The following is a 13,996-nucleotide window of genomic DNA, read 5'->3' as shown; positions in this document are numbered from 1 at the left end:
AATGAGTTGCGAAACAGCCCTGCCCATCGTCGAAAGCGCATTACACGGAAACATCCTGGTGCTGACCCTCAACAACCCGCCGGTCAACGCCCTGGGGGTGGAGATCCGCCGCGGACTGCTGGCGGCTATCGACAGCGCCAACGACAACCCGGCGGTCGAAGCCATACTGCTGGTCGGTGCAGGACGACACTTCTGTGGCGGCGCCGACATTCGCGAATTCGGCAAGACGCCCCAGGCGCCGGCGCTGCCGGAGGTGACCAAGCGGATCGAGGACAGCAGCAAACCGGTGCTGGCGGCAATCCAGGGAGTGGCCCTGGGAGGAGGCCTGGAAGTCGCCCTCGCCGCCCATTACCGCCTGGCCACCGGCAGCGCCCGGCTCGGCCTGCCAGAGGTGTTGCTGGGCTTGCTTCCCGGGGCCGGCGGCACCCAGCGGCTGCCACGCCTGATCGGTGCCAAAGCGGCTCTGGAACTGATGCTCAGCGGGCGCCATCTGAGCGCCAAGGAGGCCCTGGATCTGGGTTTAGTGGACCGTCTGGGGGACAGCGATGACGCCCTGGCCGAAGGCCTGGCCTACATGCGCCAGTTGCTGGCACAGGGCGCCACTGTCCGACGCACCCGGGATGCTCAGGCCCTGAGCGAGCCAGCCGCCCAGCGCCAAGCGATAGATGCCGCCCGCCAGCAGGCCACGCAGAAATCCCGAGGCCTGCTGTCGCCGCTGCACATCATCCAGGCCGTGGAAGCGGCCCTCGATCAATCCTTCGAAGACGGCCTGCGCGAAGAACGCCGACTGTTTCTGGAGTGCCTCGACAGCCCGCAGCGTGCCGGGCTGGTGCATGCTTTTTTTGCGGAACGGGAAGTGCTCAAGGCCCCCGAGACCCGCGCGGCAGCCCCCCGGGCCATTGCCCGAGTGGGGGTGGTGGGCGGTGGCACCATGGGCGCCGGCATCGCCGTGACGGTCCTCGACGCGGGGCTGGAAGTGACCATGATCGAACGCGACCAGGACGCCCTGAATCGCGGCCGCAGCAATGTCGAGAAGGTCTACGACACCCTGATCGACAAAGGTCGCCTGACCCAGGCCGACAAAGCCGCGACCCTGGCCCGTTTCCGCGCCAGCACCGACTACCGGGATCTGGCCCAGGCCGATCTGGTGATCGAAGCCGTGTTCGAGGACATGGCGGCCAAGCTTGCGGTATTCGCCGAACTGGATCGCGTGTGCAAGGCCGGCGCCGTACTCGCCAGCAACACCTCCTACCTGGACATCAACGCCATCGCCCAGAGCGTCTCGCGACCTGCCGACGTGATCGGCCTGCACTTCTTCTCCCCGGCCAACATCATGAAGTTGCTGGAGATCGTGGTGCCAGCCAAGGTCGCCACGGAGGTCGTCGCCACGGCCTTCGAGCTGGCGAAACAGTTGCGCAAGGTGCCGGTACGCGCCGGCGTCTGTGATGGATTTATCGGCAATCGCATCCTCGCGGTCTATCGCCAGGCCGCTGACTACATGATGGAAGACGGCGCCTCGCCCTATCAGATCGACCAGGTCCTGCGCGATTTCGGCTTCCCCATGGGCCCCTTCCAGGTGGCGGACCTGGCCGGTGGCGACATCGGCTGGGCGACCCGCCAGCGCAAGGCCGCCAGCCGTGATCCCCGGGTTCGCTATGTACAGATCGCCGACCGCCTCTGCGAGCGCGGCTGGTTCGGGCAGAAAACCGGGCGCGGCTACTACCTCTATGCCCAGGGCCCGCGCAGCGCCAGCCAGGACCCGGAAGTCCTGGCGATCATCGACGCCGAGCGGGCCCGGGTCGGCATCACGCCCCGGGCCTTCAGCAACACGGAAATCCTGCGGCGCTACATGGCGGCCATGATCAACGAGGGCGCCAACGTGGTGCATGAAGGCATCGCCCTGCGCCCCCTGGACGTGGACATCACCCTTATCCACGGCTACGGCTTTCCGCGCTATCGCGGGGGCCCGCTCAAGTACGCCGACCAGTACGGCCTGCCCCAGGTCCTGGCGGATATCCGCGAGTTTGCCGAAGAAGATCCGCTGTTCTGGACAGCCTCACCCTTGCTGGTGCAGCTGGTAGAGCGCGGCGAGAACTTTGACAGCCTCAATCACAGCCACTGACCAAGGAGCACGTCCCATGCGCGAAGCCGTCATTGTCTCCACTGCCCGCACGCCCCTGACCAAGGCCCATCGAGGTGAATTCAACATCACCCCCGGCCCCACCCTCGCCGCCTTCGCAGTACGCGCCGCGGTCGAGCGGGCCGCCATCGATCCAGAGCTGATCGAAGATGCCATCCTCGGCTGCGGCTACGGCGAAGGCACCACCGGGCGCAACGTCGCGCGCCTGGCAGTGGTCCGTGCCGGCTTGCCCATCAGCATCGCCGGCACCACGGTCAACCGCTTTTGCGCCTCCGGGCTTCAGGCCATTGCCATGGCGGCGGGACGCATCGTGGTGGACGGTGTCCCAGCGATCATCGCCGGCGGTGTGGAGAGCATTTCCCAGATCCGTGGCCGCGGCGCCAGCGACGACCCGGACCTCGATCCCTGGCTCCTGCAGCACAAGCCGGAACTGTTCCTGCCGATGATCGAAACCGCCGACATCGTCGCCGCGCGCTATGGCATCAGTCGCGAGGCCCAGGACCGCTTCTCGGTGGAGAGCCAGCGCAAGACCGAAGCGGCACAACTGGCCGGCCGCTACCGCGAGGAAATCATCCCCTGCACCACCACCATGGCGCTGACCGATAAACAGAGCGGTGTGGTCAGCCAGCTGCAGGTCACGGTGGAGGCCGACACCTGCAACCGTCGCGGCACCACTTACGAGGCCCTGGCCAAACTGCAGCCGGTGCAAGGCCCTGAGCGTTTCATCAGCGCCGGCAACGCCTCGCAACTGTCCGACGGCGCCTCGGCCTGCGTATTGATGGAGGCCCGGGAAGCGTCCCGCGCCAACCTGACCCCGTTGGGGGTGTTTCGTGGCATGGCAGTGGCTGGCTGCGAGCCCGACGAAATGGGCATCGGCCCGGTGTTCGCGGTGCCCAAGCTGTTGGCCCGGCATGGCCTCAAGGTCGAGGACATCGGCCTCTGGGAACTCAACGAAGCCTTCGCCTCCCAGGCGCTCTACTGTCAGCAGCGGCTGGGCATTGCCGACGAATGCCTGAACGTCAACGGCGGAGCCATCGCCCTGGGTCACCCGTTCGGCATGACCGGCGCGCGCCTGGCCGGCCATGTGCTGCTTGAGGGTCGCCGGCGGGGCGTGAAGTACGCCGTGGTCAGCATGTGCATCGCCGGCGGCATGGGCGCCGCTGCGCTGTTCGAAATCTATTGAGGACCTCGCCATGGACCTGAGTTTCACTCCAGAGGAAGAAGCCTTCCGCGACCAGGTGCGACGCTTTCTCGCCGAACACCTGCCCACTGGCCTGAGTGACAAGGTGGCCGCAGGCGAGCGCCTGTCCAAGGCCGACATGGAGCAATGGCATGCGCTGCTCAATGCCCGGGGCTGGCTGGCCAACCACTGGCCCCAAGCCTTTGGCGGACCGGGCTGGAGCCCCGTGGAAAAGTTCATCTTCGAACTGGAGTGCGGGCTGGCCAATGCGCCGCGCATCGTGCCCTTTGGCGTCAATATGCTGGGGCCAGTGCTGATCAAGTACGGCACCCCACAGCAGCAGGACTATTGGCTACCACGGATTCTCGACGGCCGCCACTGGTGGTGCCAGGGCTATTCGGAACCCGGTGCCGGCTCGGACCTGGCCGCAGTGAAAACCAGCGCCGTGCGCGACGGCGATCACTATGTGGTCAACGGCCAGAAGACCTGGACCACCCTGGGTCAGCACGCCAACATGATTTTCTGCCTGGTACGCACCGACCGTGAAGCCAAGCCCCAGGAAGGCATCAGCTTCCTGCTGATCGACATGGCCAGCCCCGGGGTCGAGGTACGCCCGATCATCACCCTGGAGGGCGATCACGAAATCAACGAAGTCTTCTTCACCGACGTGCGGGTGCCGGTGGCCAATCGGGTAGGCGAGGAACACAAGGGCTGGACCTGCGCCAAGTACCTCTTGACCTACGAGCGCACCAATATCGCTGGGGTCGGCTTGTCCATGGCGGCGCTGCAACGGGTCAAGCAGTTGGCCGCGCAGCGCACCCGCAACGGCCAGCCACTGCTGCATGACCCGCAGTTCGCCGCCCGCCTGGCCCGGGTCGAGATCGACCTGGCCAATATGCAGACCACCAACCTGCGGGTGATCGCCGCCGTGTCCGGGGGTGGGGCTCCCGGTGCGGAAAGTTCGATGCTGAAGATCTGCGGCACGCAAATCCGTCAGGAACTGACCGCACTGCTGCGCCGGGCCATGGGCCCCGAAGCCCGGCTCATGCTGGATGACGCCAACCCCGAAGCGCTGGACGCAGGCCCCGGGTTCGCGGCCAACGCCGCGGCGCAGTACTTCAACAATCGCAAGCTGTCGATTTTTGGCGGCTCCAATGAAATCCAGAAAAACATCATCTCGAAAATGATTCTCGGGCTCTGAGGGCGTGCACATGAACTTCGAACACAGCGCAGAACGGCGCATGCTCGCCGACAGCTTGAATCGTTTCATCACCCAGCAATACAACCTGGAAAAGCGCCAGCAGAGCCTGCAGTCCGAGCTGGGTTTCAACCCCGATATCTGGCGCCAGCTGGCGGACCTGGGAGTCATCGGTGCCCTGTTCAGTGAGGCCAACGGCGGCTTCGGTGGCGGCGGCTTCGACCTGGCCCTGGTCTTCGAGGCAATAGGCCGCGGACTGCTGGTGGAACCTCTGCTGGGCAGTGCGGTACTGGCCGGCGAGGCCATCGCCAGCGCCGGCAACGAAGAACAGAAAATGCACCTGGGGCCAATCATCGACGGCAGCCTGATCGCCGCCCTGGCCCATGAAGAACCCGGCAACCACTATGCAACCCACCGGGTCGCCTGCCGCGCCGAGGCGGACCCTGCCGGCTGGCGTCTGGACGGTATCAAGAGCATGGTCCTCAACGGCCGCCAGGCCGGGTTGCTGGTGGTCGCGGCACGCACGGCCGGAGCCCAGGACGATAGCCAGGGCATCTCGCTGTTCCTGGTACCGGCGGACACCCCGGGCCTGGAGATCCAGGCCTGCCCGACCCTCGATAGCGGCCCCGTCGCGCAAGTGCGCCTGCACCAGGCAAAAGTGCCGGCACAGGCCTTGCTGGGCCCCTTGCATCAGGGCCACGCGATCCTCGAACGGGCCATCGGCCGCGGCCTGTTGGCGCTCTGCGCGGAAGCCCTTGGCGCCATGGAAGTGGCCAAGCTGGCGACCCTGGACTACCTGCGCACCCGGCAACAATTTGGCCGTCCTATCGGTAGCTTCCAGGCGCTGCAACATCGCATGGCAGTGTTGTTGCTGGAGATCGAGCAGGCGCGTTCGGCGGTGATCAACGCCGCTGCCGCCCTCGACGCCGACCGCCTGACCCGCGAACGCAGCCTGTCGGCGGCGAAGGTCAGCATCGGTCGCATCGGCGCCCTGGTGGCGGAGGAATGCATCCAGTTGCATGGCGGTATCGGCATGACCTGGGAACTGCCACTGGCCCATTACGCCAAGCGGCTGGTGATGATCGACCACCAGTTGGGGGACGAGGATCATCACCTGCAGCGCTACATCGCCCTCGGCCAAGCACCGGCCCCATGAGTCTCTCGGGCAGACAACCACAGGCCCAGGCCCAACACGCCGCCCCCCGAGCGATGGCGACGAGCCCTGACTCTATCGTTGAACACCAACGACATGGCGAGCACGCCACCGGGGACCGAGGTCCGCACCGTGAGCTGCACCCGGGGTGGTGGCACGAAGCTCTTTATCGCCAGTGACGACCTGCTGGATGCCGAGGATTGACGACTGGTCAGCGCCAAGGGCGTATTCAGGCGTGGCCGCCTGCGTCACGACAGCCGCTGAGGCGGTACGGCGCAGACGGCAGATCACCGGACCGTGATCGCCTGACGAGACAGGTGCCTGCCTGGTGCAACAGCGTTCCGAGAGGCAATCGTCGATTTCAATTCAAGCGGTTCCGGGATAACATTTTTCTCTTGTTTCCAAGAACCCGCTGCGTGGTCAACTGGCATTGCGCCCGGCACCAGCCCCTACCGGAAGACCCCATGCACGACCCGAACGATGCCCCGGAACCAGCGCCCAAAGACCGCAAGTTCGTCGAAGCCCTGGCCCGTGGCCTGGAAGTCCTGCGGGCCTTTACCCACGGTCACGCGGTACGCGGCAACCAGGACATCGCCCGCATCACCGGCCTGCCCAAACCCACGGTGTCGCGCCTGACCTACACCCTGACGCAGTTGGGCTACCTCAAGTACAACCAGGACCTGGAGAAGTACCAGCTGGATTCGGCGGTACTGGCCCTGGGTTACGCCTACTCCGCCAGCCTGCGAGTTCGCCAGTTGGGCAAACCCTTCATGGACGAGTTCTCCCGGCGCACCAACACCACAGTCAGCCTGACCTGCCGCGATCGCCTGTCGATGATTCACGTGGACAGCAGCCGCCCGCCGGAGGTCGCCAGTCTGCGCATGGAACCCGGACTGCGCCTGCCCCTGGCCACCAGCGCCGCGGGGCGGGCCTACCTGGCGGCCACGCCGAAAATCGAGCGTGACCATCTGCTGCGGGAAGTGGCGAAAAAAGTCGGAGATGAATGGCCGGCCCTGGAAAAGTCCCTGGAGGACTCCTTCCGTGAATACGAAGCCTTTGGCTTCTGCCTGTCACTGGGAGAATGGGACCGCAACGTCAATGGCGCCGGCGTGCCGCTGCGCCTGGCCGACGGCAGTATCATGGCCCTGACCTGCGGCGCCCCGAGCTTTCAGCTGTCCAGCGAAAAACTCGAAAGCTCCCTGGCCCACCAGTTGGTGATGCTGGCCCGGGACCTGGAAAGCCTCGGCGTCTGAAGCACACGCCAGGGCAGATTTTCGGCTTCTGCAACGAGCCGGGGTACATCGGGTACTCCATGAATGACCATGAAGCACCCGAGACCGGCCCCGTTATCAGCGGGGCCGTCCCATCCGTTACTCGTCACCCCACTTATCGTGACCGGCAATCACCTGGCTATTGCCGAAGGCTGCAGATTGACGAATGTCACCCAAGCCCAGGCCCGCCAGGCCACCCAGCCGAGCATCCCGGTTGCCGGTGAGTTCGCCGCTGGCGAATGTTGGGTTATCGAAGGCGACTGGCGCCGCGGTGCCAACCAATGCCTCCATACGTTCGCGAGCCTGATGCTGTGGAGTTAGGTTCCTGCCGAGTGGCTGGCGCGCCAGCTGGACCATGCGGACTAGAGTGCCCCTGCATGCCGCATCTTTTGCCCTAAAAATGCCCTGACAACTGCCACAGAAACGAAAAAGCCCCCGTAATCTTCAATGATTACGGGGGCTTAGTCTTGTTCAATAATGGCGGAGAGATAGGGATTCGAACCCTAGGTACCGGTGAAGGTACAACGGATTTCGAATCCGTCCCATTCGGCCACTCTGGCATCTCTCCAACGGCGCGCATCATAACAGCACCTTTGCCGGATGCGAAGCCCCCGAGCAAATTTTTTCCGTGCTATCAGATGCTTGCGTCGATTACAGCGGCACGCCCAGGCGCTGGGCGACTTCTTCGTAGGCTTCGATGACATCACCGAGGCCCTGGCGGAAGCGGTCCTTGTCCATCTTCTTCTTGGTGTCCTTGTCCCACAGACGGCAGCCGTCCGGGCTGAACTCGTCGCCCAGGACGATGGAGCCGTCGCTGAACACGCCGAACTCCAGCTTGAAGTCCACCAGCAGCAGGCCAGCGTCATCAAACAGCTTGCTCAGGACTTCGTTGACCTTGAGCGACAGCTCTTTCATGCGCGCCAGTTGCTCGGCGGTACCCCAGCCGAACGCCACAACGTGAGATTCGTTGATGAACGGGTCGCCCTTGGCGTCGTCCTTCAGGAACAGCTCGAACGTGTAAGGATTGAGCTTCATGCCCTCTTCCACACCCAGGCGCTTGACCAGGCTGCCGGCCGCGTAGTTACGCACCACGCACTCCACCGGGATCATGTCGAGCTTCTTCACCAGGCACTCGTTGTCGCCCAGCAGCTTGTCGAACTGGGTCGGCACGCCGGCAGCTTCGAGTTTCTGCATGATGAAGGCGTTGAACTTGTTGTTCACCATACCCTTGCGGTCCAACTGCTCGATGCGCTTGCCGTCGAACGCCGAGGTGTCGTTGCGAAACAGCAGGATCAAGCGGTCAGCGTCGTCGGTCTTGTAAACCGATTTGGCTTTGCCGCGGTAGAGTTCTTCACGTTTTTCCATGATGGGCTCCGCTTGCTAAGTAGGTGGGCTAGGCGATGTGGCGCCAGTCGAGCCCTGAATCTTGATCGGCCAATTGCAGCCAGTCCGGATCGCACCCGAGGGTGTCGACAAAACATTGCCGGGCCAGCTGCGGCAGGTTGTTCTTGCTGCTCAGATGAGCAAGGACCAGATGCTGCAGGTCCTGCCATCCCAATTCGGCCACCAGGCTTGCGGCCTGATGGTTGTTCAAATGCCCTTGGTCACCGCCGACCCGCTGCTTGAGAAAGTACGGGTAATAACCGCGCGCCAACAGGTCCCGGCAATGGTTGGCCTCGATCATCAAGGCATCCAGGCCACGATAGCCTTCCAGTACGCCGGTACAGTAGGAACCCAGGTCGGTCAGCAGGCCAAAACGCCGCTGACCGTCGCTGAAGACAAACTGTGTAGGTTCCTGGGCGTCGTGGGCGACGGCAATCACGTCAATGCACAAGGTACCAATCTGCAGTTGCTCGCCACCGCGGACAAAACCTGCAGCCTCCACCGGTTTGCGCATCCCGCGCAAAGTGCCCTGGCTGAGGTAGACCGGTAAATTGTAGCGCCGAGACAGCAAACCCACGCCATGCACGTGGTCGGCATGTTCGTGGGTCACCAGGATGGCGCTCAACTGCGAAGGATGAACTCCCAGGCGCTGCAGGCGCCGCTCGGTTTCCCGCAAGGAGAAACCACAATCCACCAGGATGTAAGTGTCAGCACTGGCGATCAGCGTGCCATTCCCTTGGCTACCACTGCCGAGAACGGCGAAACGCATCTGATCAGCCCAGGTTGTCCTGAATCGCGCCCAACACCTTGCGCGCCACATCGGCCGGCGCCACGGTGTTGATGTTCTTCTCGACAGTCACCTGGACGTTGTCACCCACCTTGCTCAGGCGCACCTGGTAGCGCTCGGCGCGGGCTTCGATCTCTTCCTTGGCCGGCTTGCTGCCGAACAACTTGCCGAAGAAGCCCGGCTCGTCGTTCTTCTTCTCGGCTTTTTCCGCCAGGTTGATGTAGTACAGGCCCAGGCTGCGGTTGATGTCCTCTACCCGCCATTCGCCCTGCTCCAGGGCGCGGCCCACGCTGGACCAGGCGCGATCGAGGTCGGCGCCCAGGTTCAGCACCGGGTTGCCGCTGCCGTCTTCGCTGAGGCTGACCCGGCTCGGGGTATCGAAATCGCGAGCAGCCAGCAGGGACACCGAACCGCCCTTCTCGGAGGTACGGCTCATGCTGGCCAGCATGTCATCCACCAGCGCGGCGTCCAGGCCGGTGTTGACCGAACGGTTGGTGAACTCCACATCGGCGGTGCTGCCGGCGGGACGCTCGGCACTGACCACGTAGACTTCACTGGTATTGCGCTGCACACCCGGTTCGATGCGCACCCGCACGCGAGTTTCGCTGTCGGCGGCGACGCCGGCGCTGCTCAGGCGCTTGGCCACGGCAGCGGAAAGCTCGTCGGAACGCTGCCAGCGGGTGCTGAACTCGCCAGTTTGCGGGCGTTGCTGATCCAGGCGAAAACCGTTGTCCTGGAAGAACTGCACTGCCACTGGCCAGACTTCGGCCGGCGGATGCTGAGCCATGACCCAACGGGAGTCGCCGCTTTTCTGCAGGGTGTAGTCGCTGGCATCGGCAATGGCCGACAGCGGCTGCGGACGAGGCACCTGGTACTCGCCCTTGACGTTGTCGTCGGCCACGTTGCGCGGGATTGGCAGCAGCGGATCCAGACGCTTGGCGGTCTGGACGTCCGGCGGCAGTTGCATTGGTGCTGTTTGTTGCGCTTGCAGGTAATCACTACCCCGGTCACGGAAGTAGCCTTCCGGGCCCCAGATCCAACCGCAGCCACTGGTGCTGGAGATAATCAAGGCAAGTGCGGAAAGTCCGGCCATTCGCTTCATGCGTTGTACTTCCTCAATTAAACCAAGACGCCGGACTGGCGCATGGCCTGCCGCAGCGGTTCGTGACAGGCGGCACTGAGCCAGGTGAGCGGCAGACGGATACCGTCCGGCATCAAGCCCATTTCGTGCAGGGCCCATTTCACGGGAATAGGGTTGGATTCGATGAACAGTGTCTTGTTCAGCGGCATCAGGGTTTCGTGGATCTCGCGGGCCTTGGCGGCGTCGCCGGCCATGGCCGCGGCGCACATCTGGCTCATGGCCCGAGGCGCGACGTTGGCGGTCACCGAGATATTGCCCTTGCCGCCCAGCAGGATCAGTTCAACGGCAGTGGCGTCATCGCCGGAGTACACCAGGAAATCGTCGGGCACGCCGGCCAGGATGGCCTTGGCACGCTGCAGGTCGCCGGTGGCTTCCTTGATGCCGATGATGTTTTTCACGGAGGACAGACGGATCACGGTCTCGGCCTGCATGTCGCATGCGGTACGGCCTGGAACGTTGTAGAGGATCTGCGGGATGTCCACGGCCTCGGCAATGGCGCGGAAATGCTGGTACAGGCCTTCCTGGGTCGGCTTGTTGTAGTACGGAGTCACCAGCAGGCAGGCATCGGCGCCGGCGATCTTCGCATTGGTGGTCAGTTCGATCGCTTCACGCGTCGAGTTGGCGCCGGTACCGGCAATCACCGGGATACGCCCTGCAACCTGGGCCACCACCCGACGAATCACTTCGATGTGCTCGTTGACATCCAGTGTGGCCGATTCACCTGTGGTGCCGACCGCCACGATGGCGTTGGTGCCCTCTTGCAGGTGGAAGTCCACCAGTTTGCTCAGGCTGTCCCAGTCGAGATTTCCCTGTGCATCCATGGGTGTGACCAGTGCCACCATACTGCCCGCAATCATGCAACCGCTCCTGCCGGAAAAAGAGAGCGGTAATGGTACTGGCGCCAAGTTCCTTGCACAAGCGAAGTCCCTTGCCGTGAGCATTCCCCTGAGCGATGGTTTTCGCTACCCTTCAGGCTTTGATCGCTACTGATAAGCATGTAAACCGGGTTATCGCCTGCCTGTTGGATCTGCAAAGCCCCATTCCCGCGTTGCCAGACTGTGTTCCGAGCGTTTCGGGGCCCGTCGCCGGCTTGTGGTTCAAGGCCCTGAAGTTCAGCTTGCAACGCTTGCCTGCTACTGGCTTGTCAAAAAGTACCGACCGCTCATCGCTTTAGGAATGCTGCATGTCCACCCCCACAGTTCGCGAACAATTCCTTGTCATCAGTGCCCTCGGCGCCAACCCCATGGAGCTGACCAACGTCCTGTGCCGCGCCAGCCATGAAAACCGTTGTGCCGTGGTGACTTCGCGTCTGACCCGACACGGCGAGTGCAGCGCCCTGGTGCTGGAGATTTCCGGCAGTTGGGACGCCCTGGCGCGCCTGGAAAGCAGCCTGCCATCCCTGGCCAAGAAGCACGCCTTCACGGTCAACGTGGTGCGCAGCGCCGCTCTGGAAAGCCGTCCCCAGGCCTTGCCTTATGTCGCCTACGTCAGCGCGGCCTACCGCTCTGACATCGTCAATGAGCTGTGCCAGTTCTTCATCGACCATCATGTCGAACTGGAAAACCTCACCTGCGATACCTACCAGGCTCCGCAGACCGGGGGCACCATGCTCAACGCCACCTTCACCGTGACCCTGCCCGCCGGCACCCAGATCAGCTGGTTGCGCGACCAGTTCCTGGATTTTGCCGATGCCATGAACCTCGATGCGCTGATCGAACCCTGGCGCCCACAGAACCCCATGTAAGGAAGCTCCCATGGCTGTTGCTATCGACCAACCCGTCGCTGATTTCCAGGCCCCTGCCACCAGCGGCCAGACCGTCAGCCTGTCCGGCCTCAAGGGCAAGCAAGTGGTGATCTACTTCTACCCCAAGGACAGCACCCCTGGCTGCACCACCGAGGGCCAGGGCTTTCGTGATCAATACGCCGCCTTCCAGGCCGCCAACACCGAGGTCTTCGGCATCTCCCGCGACAGCCTGAAGTCCCACGAGAACTTCAAGTGCAAGCAGGAGTTCCCCTTCGAGCTGATCAGCGACAAGGACGAAGCCGTCTGCCAGCTGTTCGACGTGATCAAGTTGAAGAAGCTCTATGGCAAGGAATACCTGGGCGTGGACCGCAGCACTTTCCTGATCGACAAGGACGGCGTCCTGCGCCAGGAATGGCGCGGGGTCAAGGTTCCGGGCCATGTCGACGCCGTACTGGCAGCAGCCCAGGCTCTGAACAAGGCCTGAAACCAACGGGGCGGCTGAATCAGCCGCCCCGCGTTATCTAGAGTAAAGGCGCCACCACCGGGTCCTTTCTCGGCCAGGCATCCAGCACAGCCTTGAACAGCGTGGCCAGGGGAATCGCAAAGAAAATCCCCCAGAAGCCCCACAGCCCGCCAAACAGCAGCACCGCACAGATGATTGCTACCGGGTGCAGGTTCACCGCACCGGAGAACAGCAGCGGCACCAGCACGTTGCCATCCAGGGCCTGGATGATCCCGTAGACCGCCATCAGGTAGATGAACTGGTCGCTCCAGCCCCACTGGAACAGGGCGATCAGCGCCACCGGCACGGTGACCACAACCGCGCCGACATAGGGCACCACCACCGAAATCCCCACCAGCAGGGCCAGCAGGGCCGCGTAGTTCAGGCCCAGGGCGACGAAGGCGATATAAGTCACACCACCGCAAATAACGATCTCGATGACCTTGCCGCGGATGTAGTTGGCGATCTGCCGGTTCATTTCGTGGGCAACCCGAGTGATCAAGGTCCGCTCCTGAGGCAGGTAGCCGATAACCCAACGGCTGATCATCGCCCGGTCCTTGAGGAAGAAGAACACCAGGATCGGCACCAGCACCAGGTAGATCATGATGTTCACCAGCAAGGGTAGGCTGGACAGGGAGAACGTCAGCGCCCATTGACCGAACTTGCCGATCTCGCCCCGAGCCACTTCGATGGCCTGCAGCACCTGCTCGTCCGACACCAGGTGCGGATAGCGCTCGGGCAACAGCAGCAACAGTGACTGCCACTTGGCGAGCATCCCCGGCAACTCGTTGAACAGGGTGACGAACTGGTGCCAGAGCAAAGGCACCACCACCAGGATGAACACCAGCAGCAGGCCCATGAACAGAGCGAACACCAACCCCACCGCCGCCCCACCGGGCAGGCGCAGGCGCTCCAGGCTCACCACCAGCCCCTGCATCAGGTAGGCCAGGACCATGCCCGCCAGTACTGGCGCCAGCATCCCACCCAAGGTCAGCACAGCGGTAAAGGCCAGGAACAGCAGCACAGCGAGCACCACCGCTTCTTCATCCGAGAAGTAGCGCTGTATCCAGTCACGTAGCACTTTGAACATCAATGATCCTTAGATGAAAGCGGTGAACGGCCGTCAGGCCTTTTTCAGCCAGTAACGATAGACCCCGGCATCGTCCTCTTCGCGCAACAGGGTATGACCGGCCAGGCGAGCGAAGGTGCGGAAGTCACGCTGGGACCCGGCATCGGTGGCAATGACCTTGAGCACCGCGCCACTGGCCAGGCGATTGAGTTCCATCTTGGCCTTGAGCAGTGGCAGTGGGCAGTTCAGTCCACTGGCATCGAGCTCGGCGTCATGGGCGACAACATCGGTCATTGGCTTACTCCGATCATCAATTCAAGGCGCCTAGAATACCCTGCAAGGCAAAGCCGTCGGCAATAAAGAAGCCTGAAACCAGAGCGCTGTAGCGCCGTGATAGAGGCTCGATGAGGTAGACGTCGGAATTTACC

At 63.3% G+C, this 13,996-nt stretch carries 14 protein-coding genes and 1 tRNA gene; 7 read left to right on the top strand and 8 right to left on the bottom strand.

The window, feature by feature from the left end:
• Position 1: 1 nt before the first annotated feature.
• The 5 genes from ACMGF8_RS12660 to ACMGF8_RS12640 all read left to right on the top strand — a co-directional run bounded on the left by ACMGF8_RS12660 (position 2) and on the right by ACMGF8_RS12640 (position 6,924).
• On the top strand, positions 2-2,122 hold the full coding sequence (locus tag ACMGF8_RS12660; protein ID WP_250329262.1) for a 3-hydroxyacyl-CoA dehydrogenase NAD-binding domain-containing protein: 2,121 nt from the start codon (positions 2-4) through the stop codon (positions 2,120-2,122).
• A gap of 16 nt (positions 2,123-2,138) precedes the next feature.
• A complete protein-coding gene (locus tag ACMGF8_RS12655) occupies positions 2,139-3,323 on the top strand; it encodes an acetyl-CoA C-acyltransferase (RefSeq protein WP_207167222.1) in 1,185 nt (394 codons plus the stop codon).
• A gap of 10 nt (positions 3,324-3,333) precedes the next feature.
• The gene (locus tag ACMGF8_RS12650; RefSeq protein ID WP_250329261.1) at positions 3,334-4,521 is read left to right on the top strand and encodes an acyl-CoA dehydrogenase family protein; all 1,188 of its coding nucleotides are present in this window, start codon (positions 3,334-3,336) and stop codon (positions 4,519-4,521) included.
• Positions 4,522-4,531: 10 nt separating this feature from the next.
• Positions 4,532-5,674 (top strand): acyl-CoA dehydrogenase family protein, encoded by a 1,143-nt coding sequence (locus ACMGF8_RS12645; protein WP_416759814.1) that lies wholly within the window; start codon positions 4,532-4,534, stop codon positions 5,672-5,674.
• 461 nt (positions 5,675-6,135) lie between these two features.
• Positions 6,136-6,924, top strand: a complete 789-nt coding sequence (locus ACMGF8_RS12640) for an IclR family transcriptional regulator (RefSeq protein WP_102861610.1) — start codon at positions 6,136-6,138, stop codon at positions 6,922-6,924.
• A gap of 117 nt (positions 6,925-7,041) precedes the next feature.
• Here ACMGF8_RS12640 and ACMGF8_RS12635 read toward each other — a convergent pair whose 3' ends face one another.
• The 6 genes from ACMGF8_RS12635 to dapA all read right to left on the bottom strand — a co-directional run bounded on the left by ACMGF8_RS12635 (position 7,042) and on the right by dapA (position 11,110).
• Positions 7,042-7,233, bottom strand: a complete 192-nt coding sequence (locus ACMGF8_RS12635; protein ID WP_207167218.1) for a hypothetical protein — start codon at positions 7,231-7,233, stop codon at positions 7,042-7,044.
• 187 nt (positions 7,234-7,420) lie between these two features.
• Positions 7,421-7,510 (bottom strand) — tRNA-Ser (locus tag ACMGF8_RS12630).
• Positions 7,511-7,593: 83 nt separating this feature from the next.
• Positions 7,594-8,307, bottom strand: a complete 714-nt coding sequence (gene purC, locus ACMGF8_RS12625) for a phosphoribosylaminoimidazolesuccinocarboxamide synthase (protein WP_011059799.1) — start codon at positions 8,305-8,307, stop codon at positions 7,594-7,596.
• A gap of 28 nt (positions 8,308-8,335) precedes the next feature.
• A complete protein-coding gene (locus tag ACMGF8_RS12620) occupies positions 8,336-9,094 on the bottom strand; it encodes an MBL fold metallo-hydrolase (protein ID WP_416759811.1) in 759 nt (252 codons plus the stop codon).
• 4 nt (positions 9,095-9,098) lie between these two features.
• Positions 9,099-10,214, bottom strand: coding sequence for an outer membrane protein assembly factor BamC (gene bamC / locus ACMGF8_RS12615; protein WP_102861607.1), 1,116 nt, complete (start codon positions 10,212-10,214; stop codon positions 9,099-9,101).
• Between the two features lie 17 nt (positions 10,215-10,231).
• The gene (gene dapA / locus ACMGF8_RS12610; RefSeq protein ID WP_102878721.1) at positions 10,232-11,110 is read right to left on the bottom strand and encodes a 4-hydroxy-tetrahydrodipicolinate synthase; all 879 of its coding nucleotides are present in this window, start codon (positions 11,108-11,110) and stop codon (positions 10,232-10,234) included.
• 326 nt (positions 11,111-11,436) lie between these two features.
• Between dapA and ACMGF8_RS12605 the strand changes: the two genes are divergently transcribed.
• Both ACMGF8_RS12605 and ACMGF8_RS12600 read left to right on the top strand, forming a co-directional pair.
• Positions 11,437-11,997: a glycine cleavage system protein R gene (locus tag ACMGF8_RS12605; RefSeq protein WP_102861605.1), complete on the top strand. Its 561-nt coding sequence runs from the start codon at positions 11,437-11,439 to the stop codon at positions 11,995-11,997.
• Positions 11,998-12,007: 10 nt separating this feature from the next.
• A complete protein-coding gene (locus ACMGF8_RS12600) occupies positions 12,008-12,481 on the top strand; it encodes a peroxiredoxin (RefSeq protein WP_102861604.1) in 474 nt (157 codons plus the stop codon).
• A 37-nt stretch (positions 12,482-12,518) separates the two neighbouring features.
• Here the strand turns inward: ACMGF8_RS12600 and ACMGF8_RS12595 are convergent, their stop codons facing one another.
• Positions 12,519-13,589 carry an AI-2E family transporter gene (locus tag ACMGF8_RS12595; RefSeq protein ID WP_102861603.1) on the bottom strand — a complete coding sequence of 357 codons (1,071 nt, stop codon included), beginning with the start codon at positions 13,587-13,589 and terminating at the stop codon, positions 12,519-12,521.
• Between the two features lie 33 nt (positions 13,590-13,622).
• Positions 13,623-13,862: a sulfurtransferase TusA family protein gene (locus ACMGF8_RS12590; RefSeq protein ID WP_092320345.1), complete on the bottom strand. Its 240-nt coding sequence runs from the start codon at positions 13,860-13,862 to the stop codon at positions 13,623-13,625.
• Positions 13,863-13,996: the final 134 nt, after the last annotated feature.

This window comes from Pseudomonas sp. BNK-7 (genome assembly GCF_048072025.1).
Lineage (GTDB): Bacteria > Pseudomonadota > Gammaproteobacteria > Pseudomonadales > Pseudomonadaceae > Aquipseudomonas > Aquipseudomonas danubii.
The sequence above is the reverse complement of the archived record's forward strand: the minus strand, read 5'-3'. Positions and strand labels throughout refer to the sequence as shown.

Bases quoted from the DNA above. Each gene is read 5' to 3' on its own strand.
- ACMGF8_RS12660 (WP_250329262.1), top strand. From the start codon at position 2: ATGAGTTGCGAAACAGCCCTGCCCATCGTCGAAAGCGCATTACACGGA.
- ACMGF8_RS12655 (WP_207167222.1), top strand. From the start codon at position 2,139: ATGCGCGAAGCCGTCATTGTCTCCACTGCCCGCACGCCCCTGACCAAG.
- ACMGF8_RS12650 (WP_250329261.1), top strand. From the start codon at position 3,334: ATGGACCTGAGTTTCACTCCAGAGGAAGAAGCCTTCCGCGACCAGGTG.
- ACMGF8_RS12645 (WP_416759814.1), top strand. From the start codon at position 4,532: ATGAACTTCGAACACAGCGCAGAACGGCGCATGCTCGCCGACAGCTTG.
- ACMGF8_RS12640 (WP_102861610.1), top strand. From the start codon at position 6,136: ATGCACGACCCGAACGATGCCCCGGAACCAGCGCCCAAAGACCGCAAG.
- ACMGF8_RS12635 (WP_207167218.1), bottom strand. From the start codon at position 7,233: ATGGAGGCATTGGTTGGCACCGCGGCGCCAGTCGCCTTCGATAACCCA.
- purC (WP_011059799.1), bottom strand. From the start codon at position 8,307: ATGGAAAAACGTGAAGAACTCTACCGCGGCAAAGCCAAATCGGTTTAC.
- ACMGF8_RS12620 (WP_416759811.1), bottom strand. From the start codon at position 9,094: ATGCGTTTCGCCGTTCTCGGCAGTGGTAGCCAAGGGAATGGCACGCTG.
- bamC (WP_102861607.1), bottom strand. From the start codon at position 10,214: ATGAAGCGAATGGCCGGACTTTCCGCACTTGCCTTGATTATCTCCAGC.
- dapA (WP_102878721.1), bottom strand. From the start codon at position 11,110: ATGATTGCGGGCAGTATGGTGGCACTGGTCACACCCATGGATGCACAG.
- ACMGF8_RS12605 (WP_102861605.1), top strand. From the start codon at position 11,437: ATGTCCACCCCCACAGTTCGCGAACAATTCCTTGTCATCAGTGCCCTC.
- ACMGF8_RS12600 (WP_102861604.1), top strand. From the start codon at position 12,008: ATGGCTGTTGCTATCGACCAACCCGTCGCTGATTTCCAGGCCCCTGCC.
- ACMGF8_RS12595 (WP_102861603.1), bottom strand. From the start codon at position 13,589: ATGTTCAAAGTGCTACGTGACTGGATACAGCGCTACTTCTCGGATGAA.
- ACMGF8_RS12590 (WP_092320345.1), bottom strand. From the start codon at position 13,862: ATGACCGATGTTGTCGCCCATGACGCCGAGCTCGATGCCAGTGGACTG.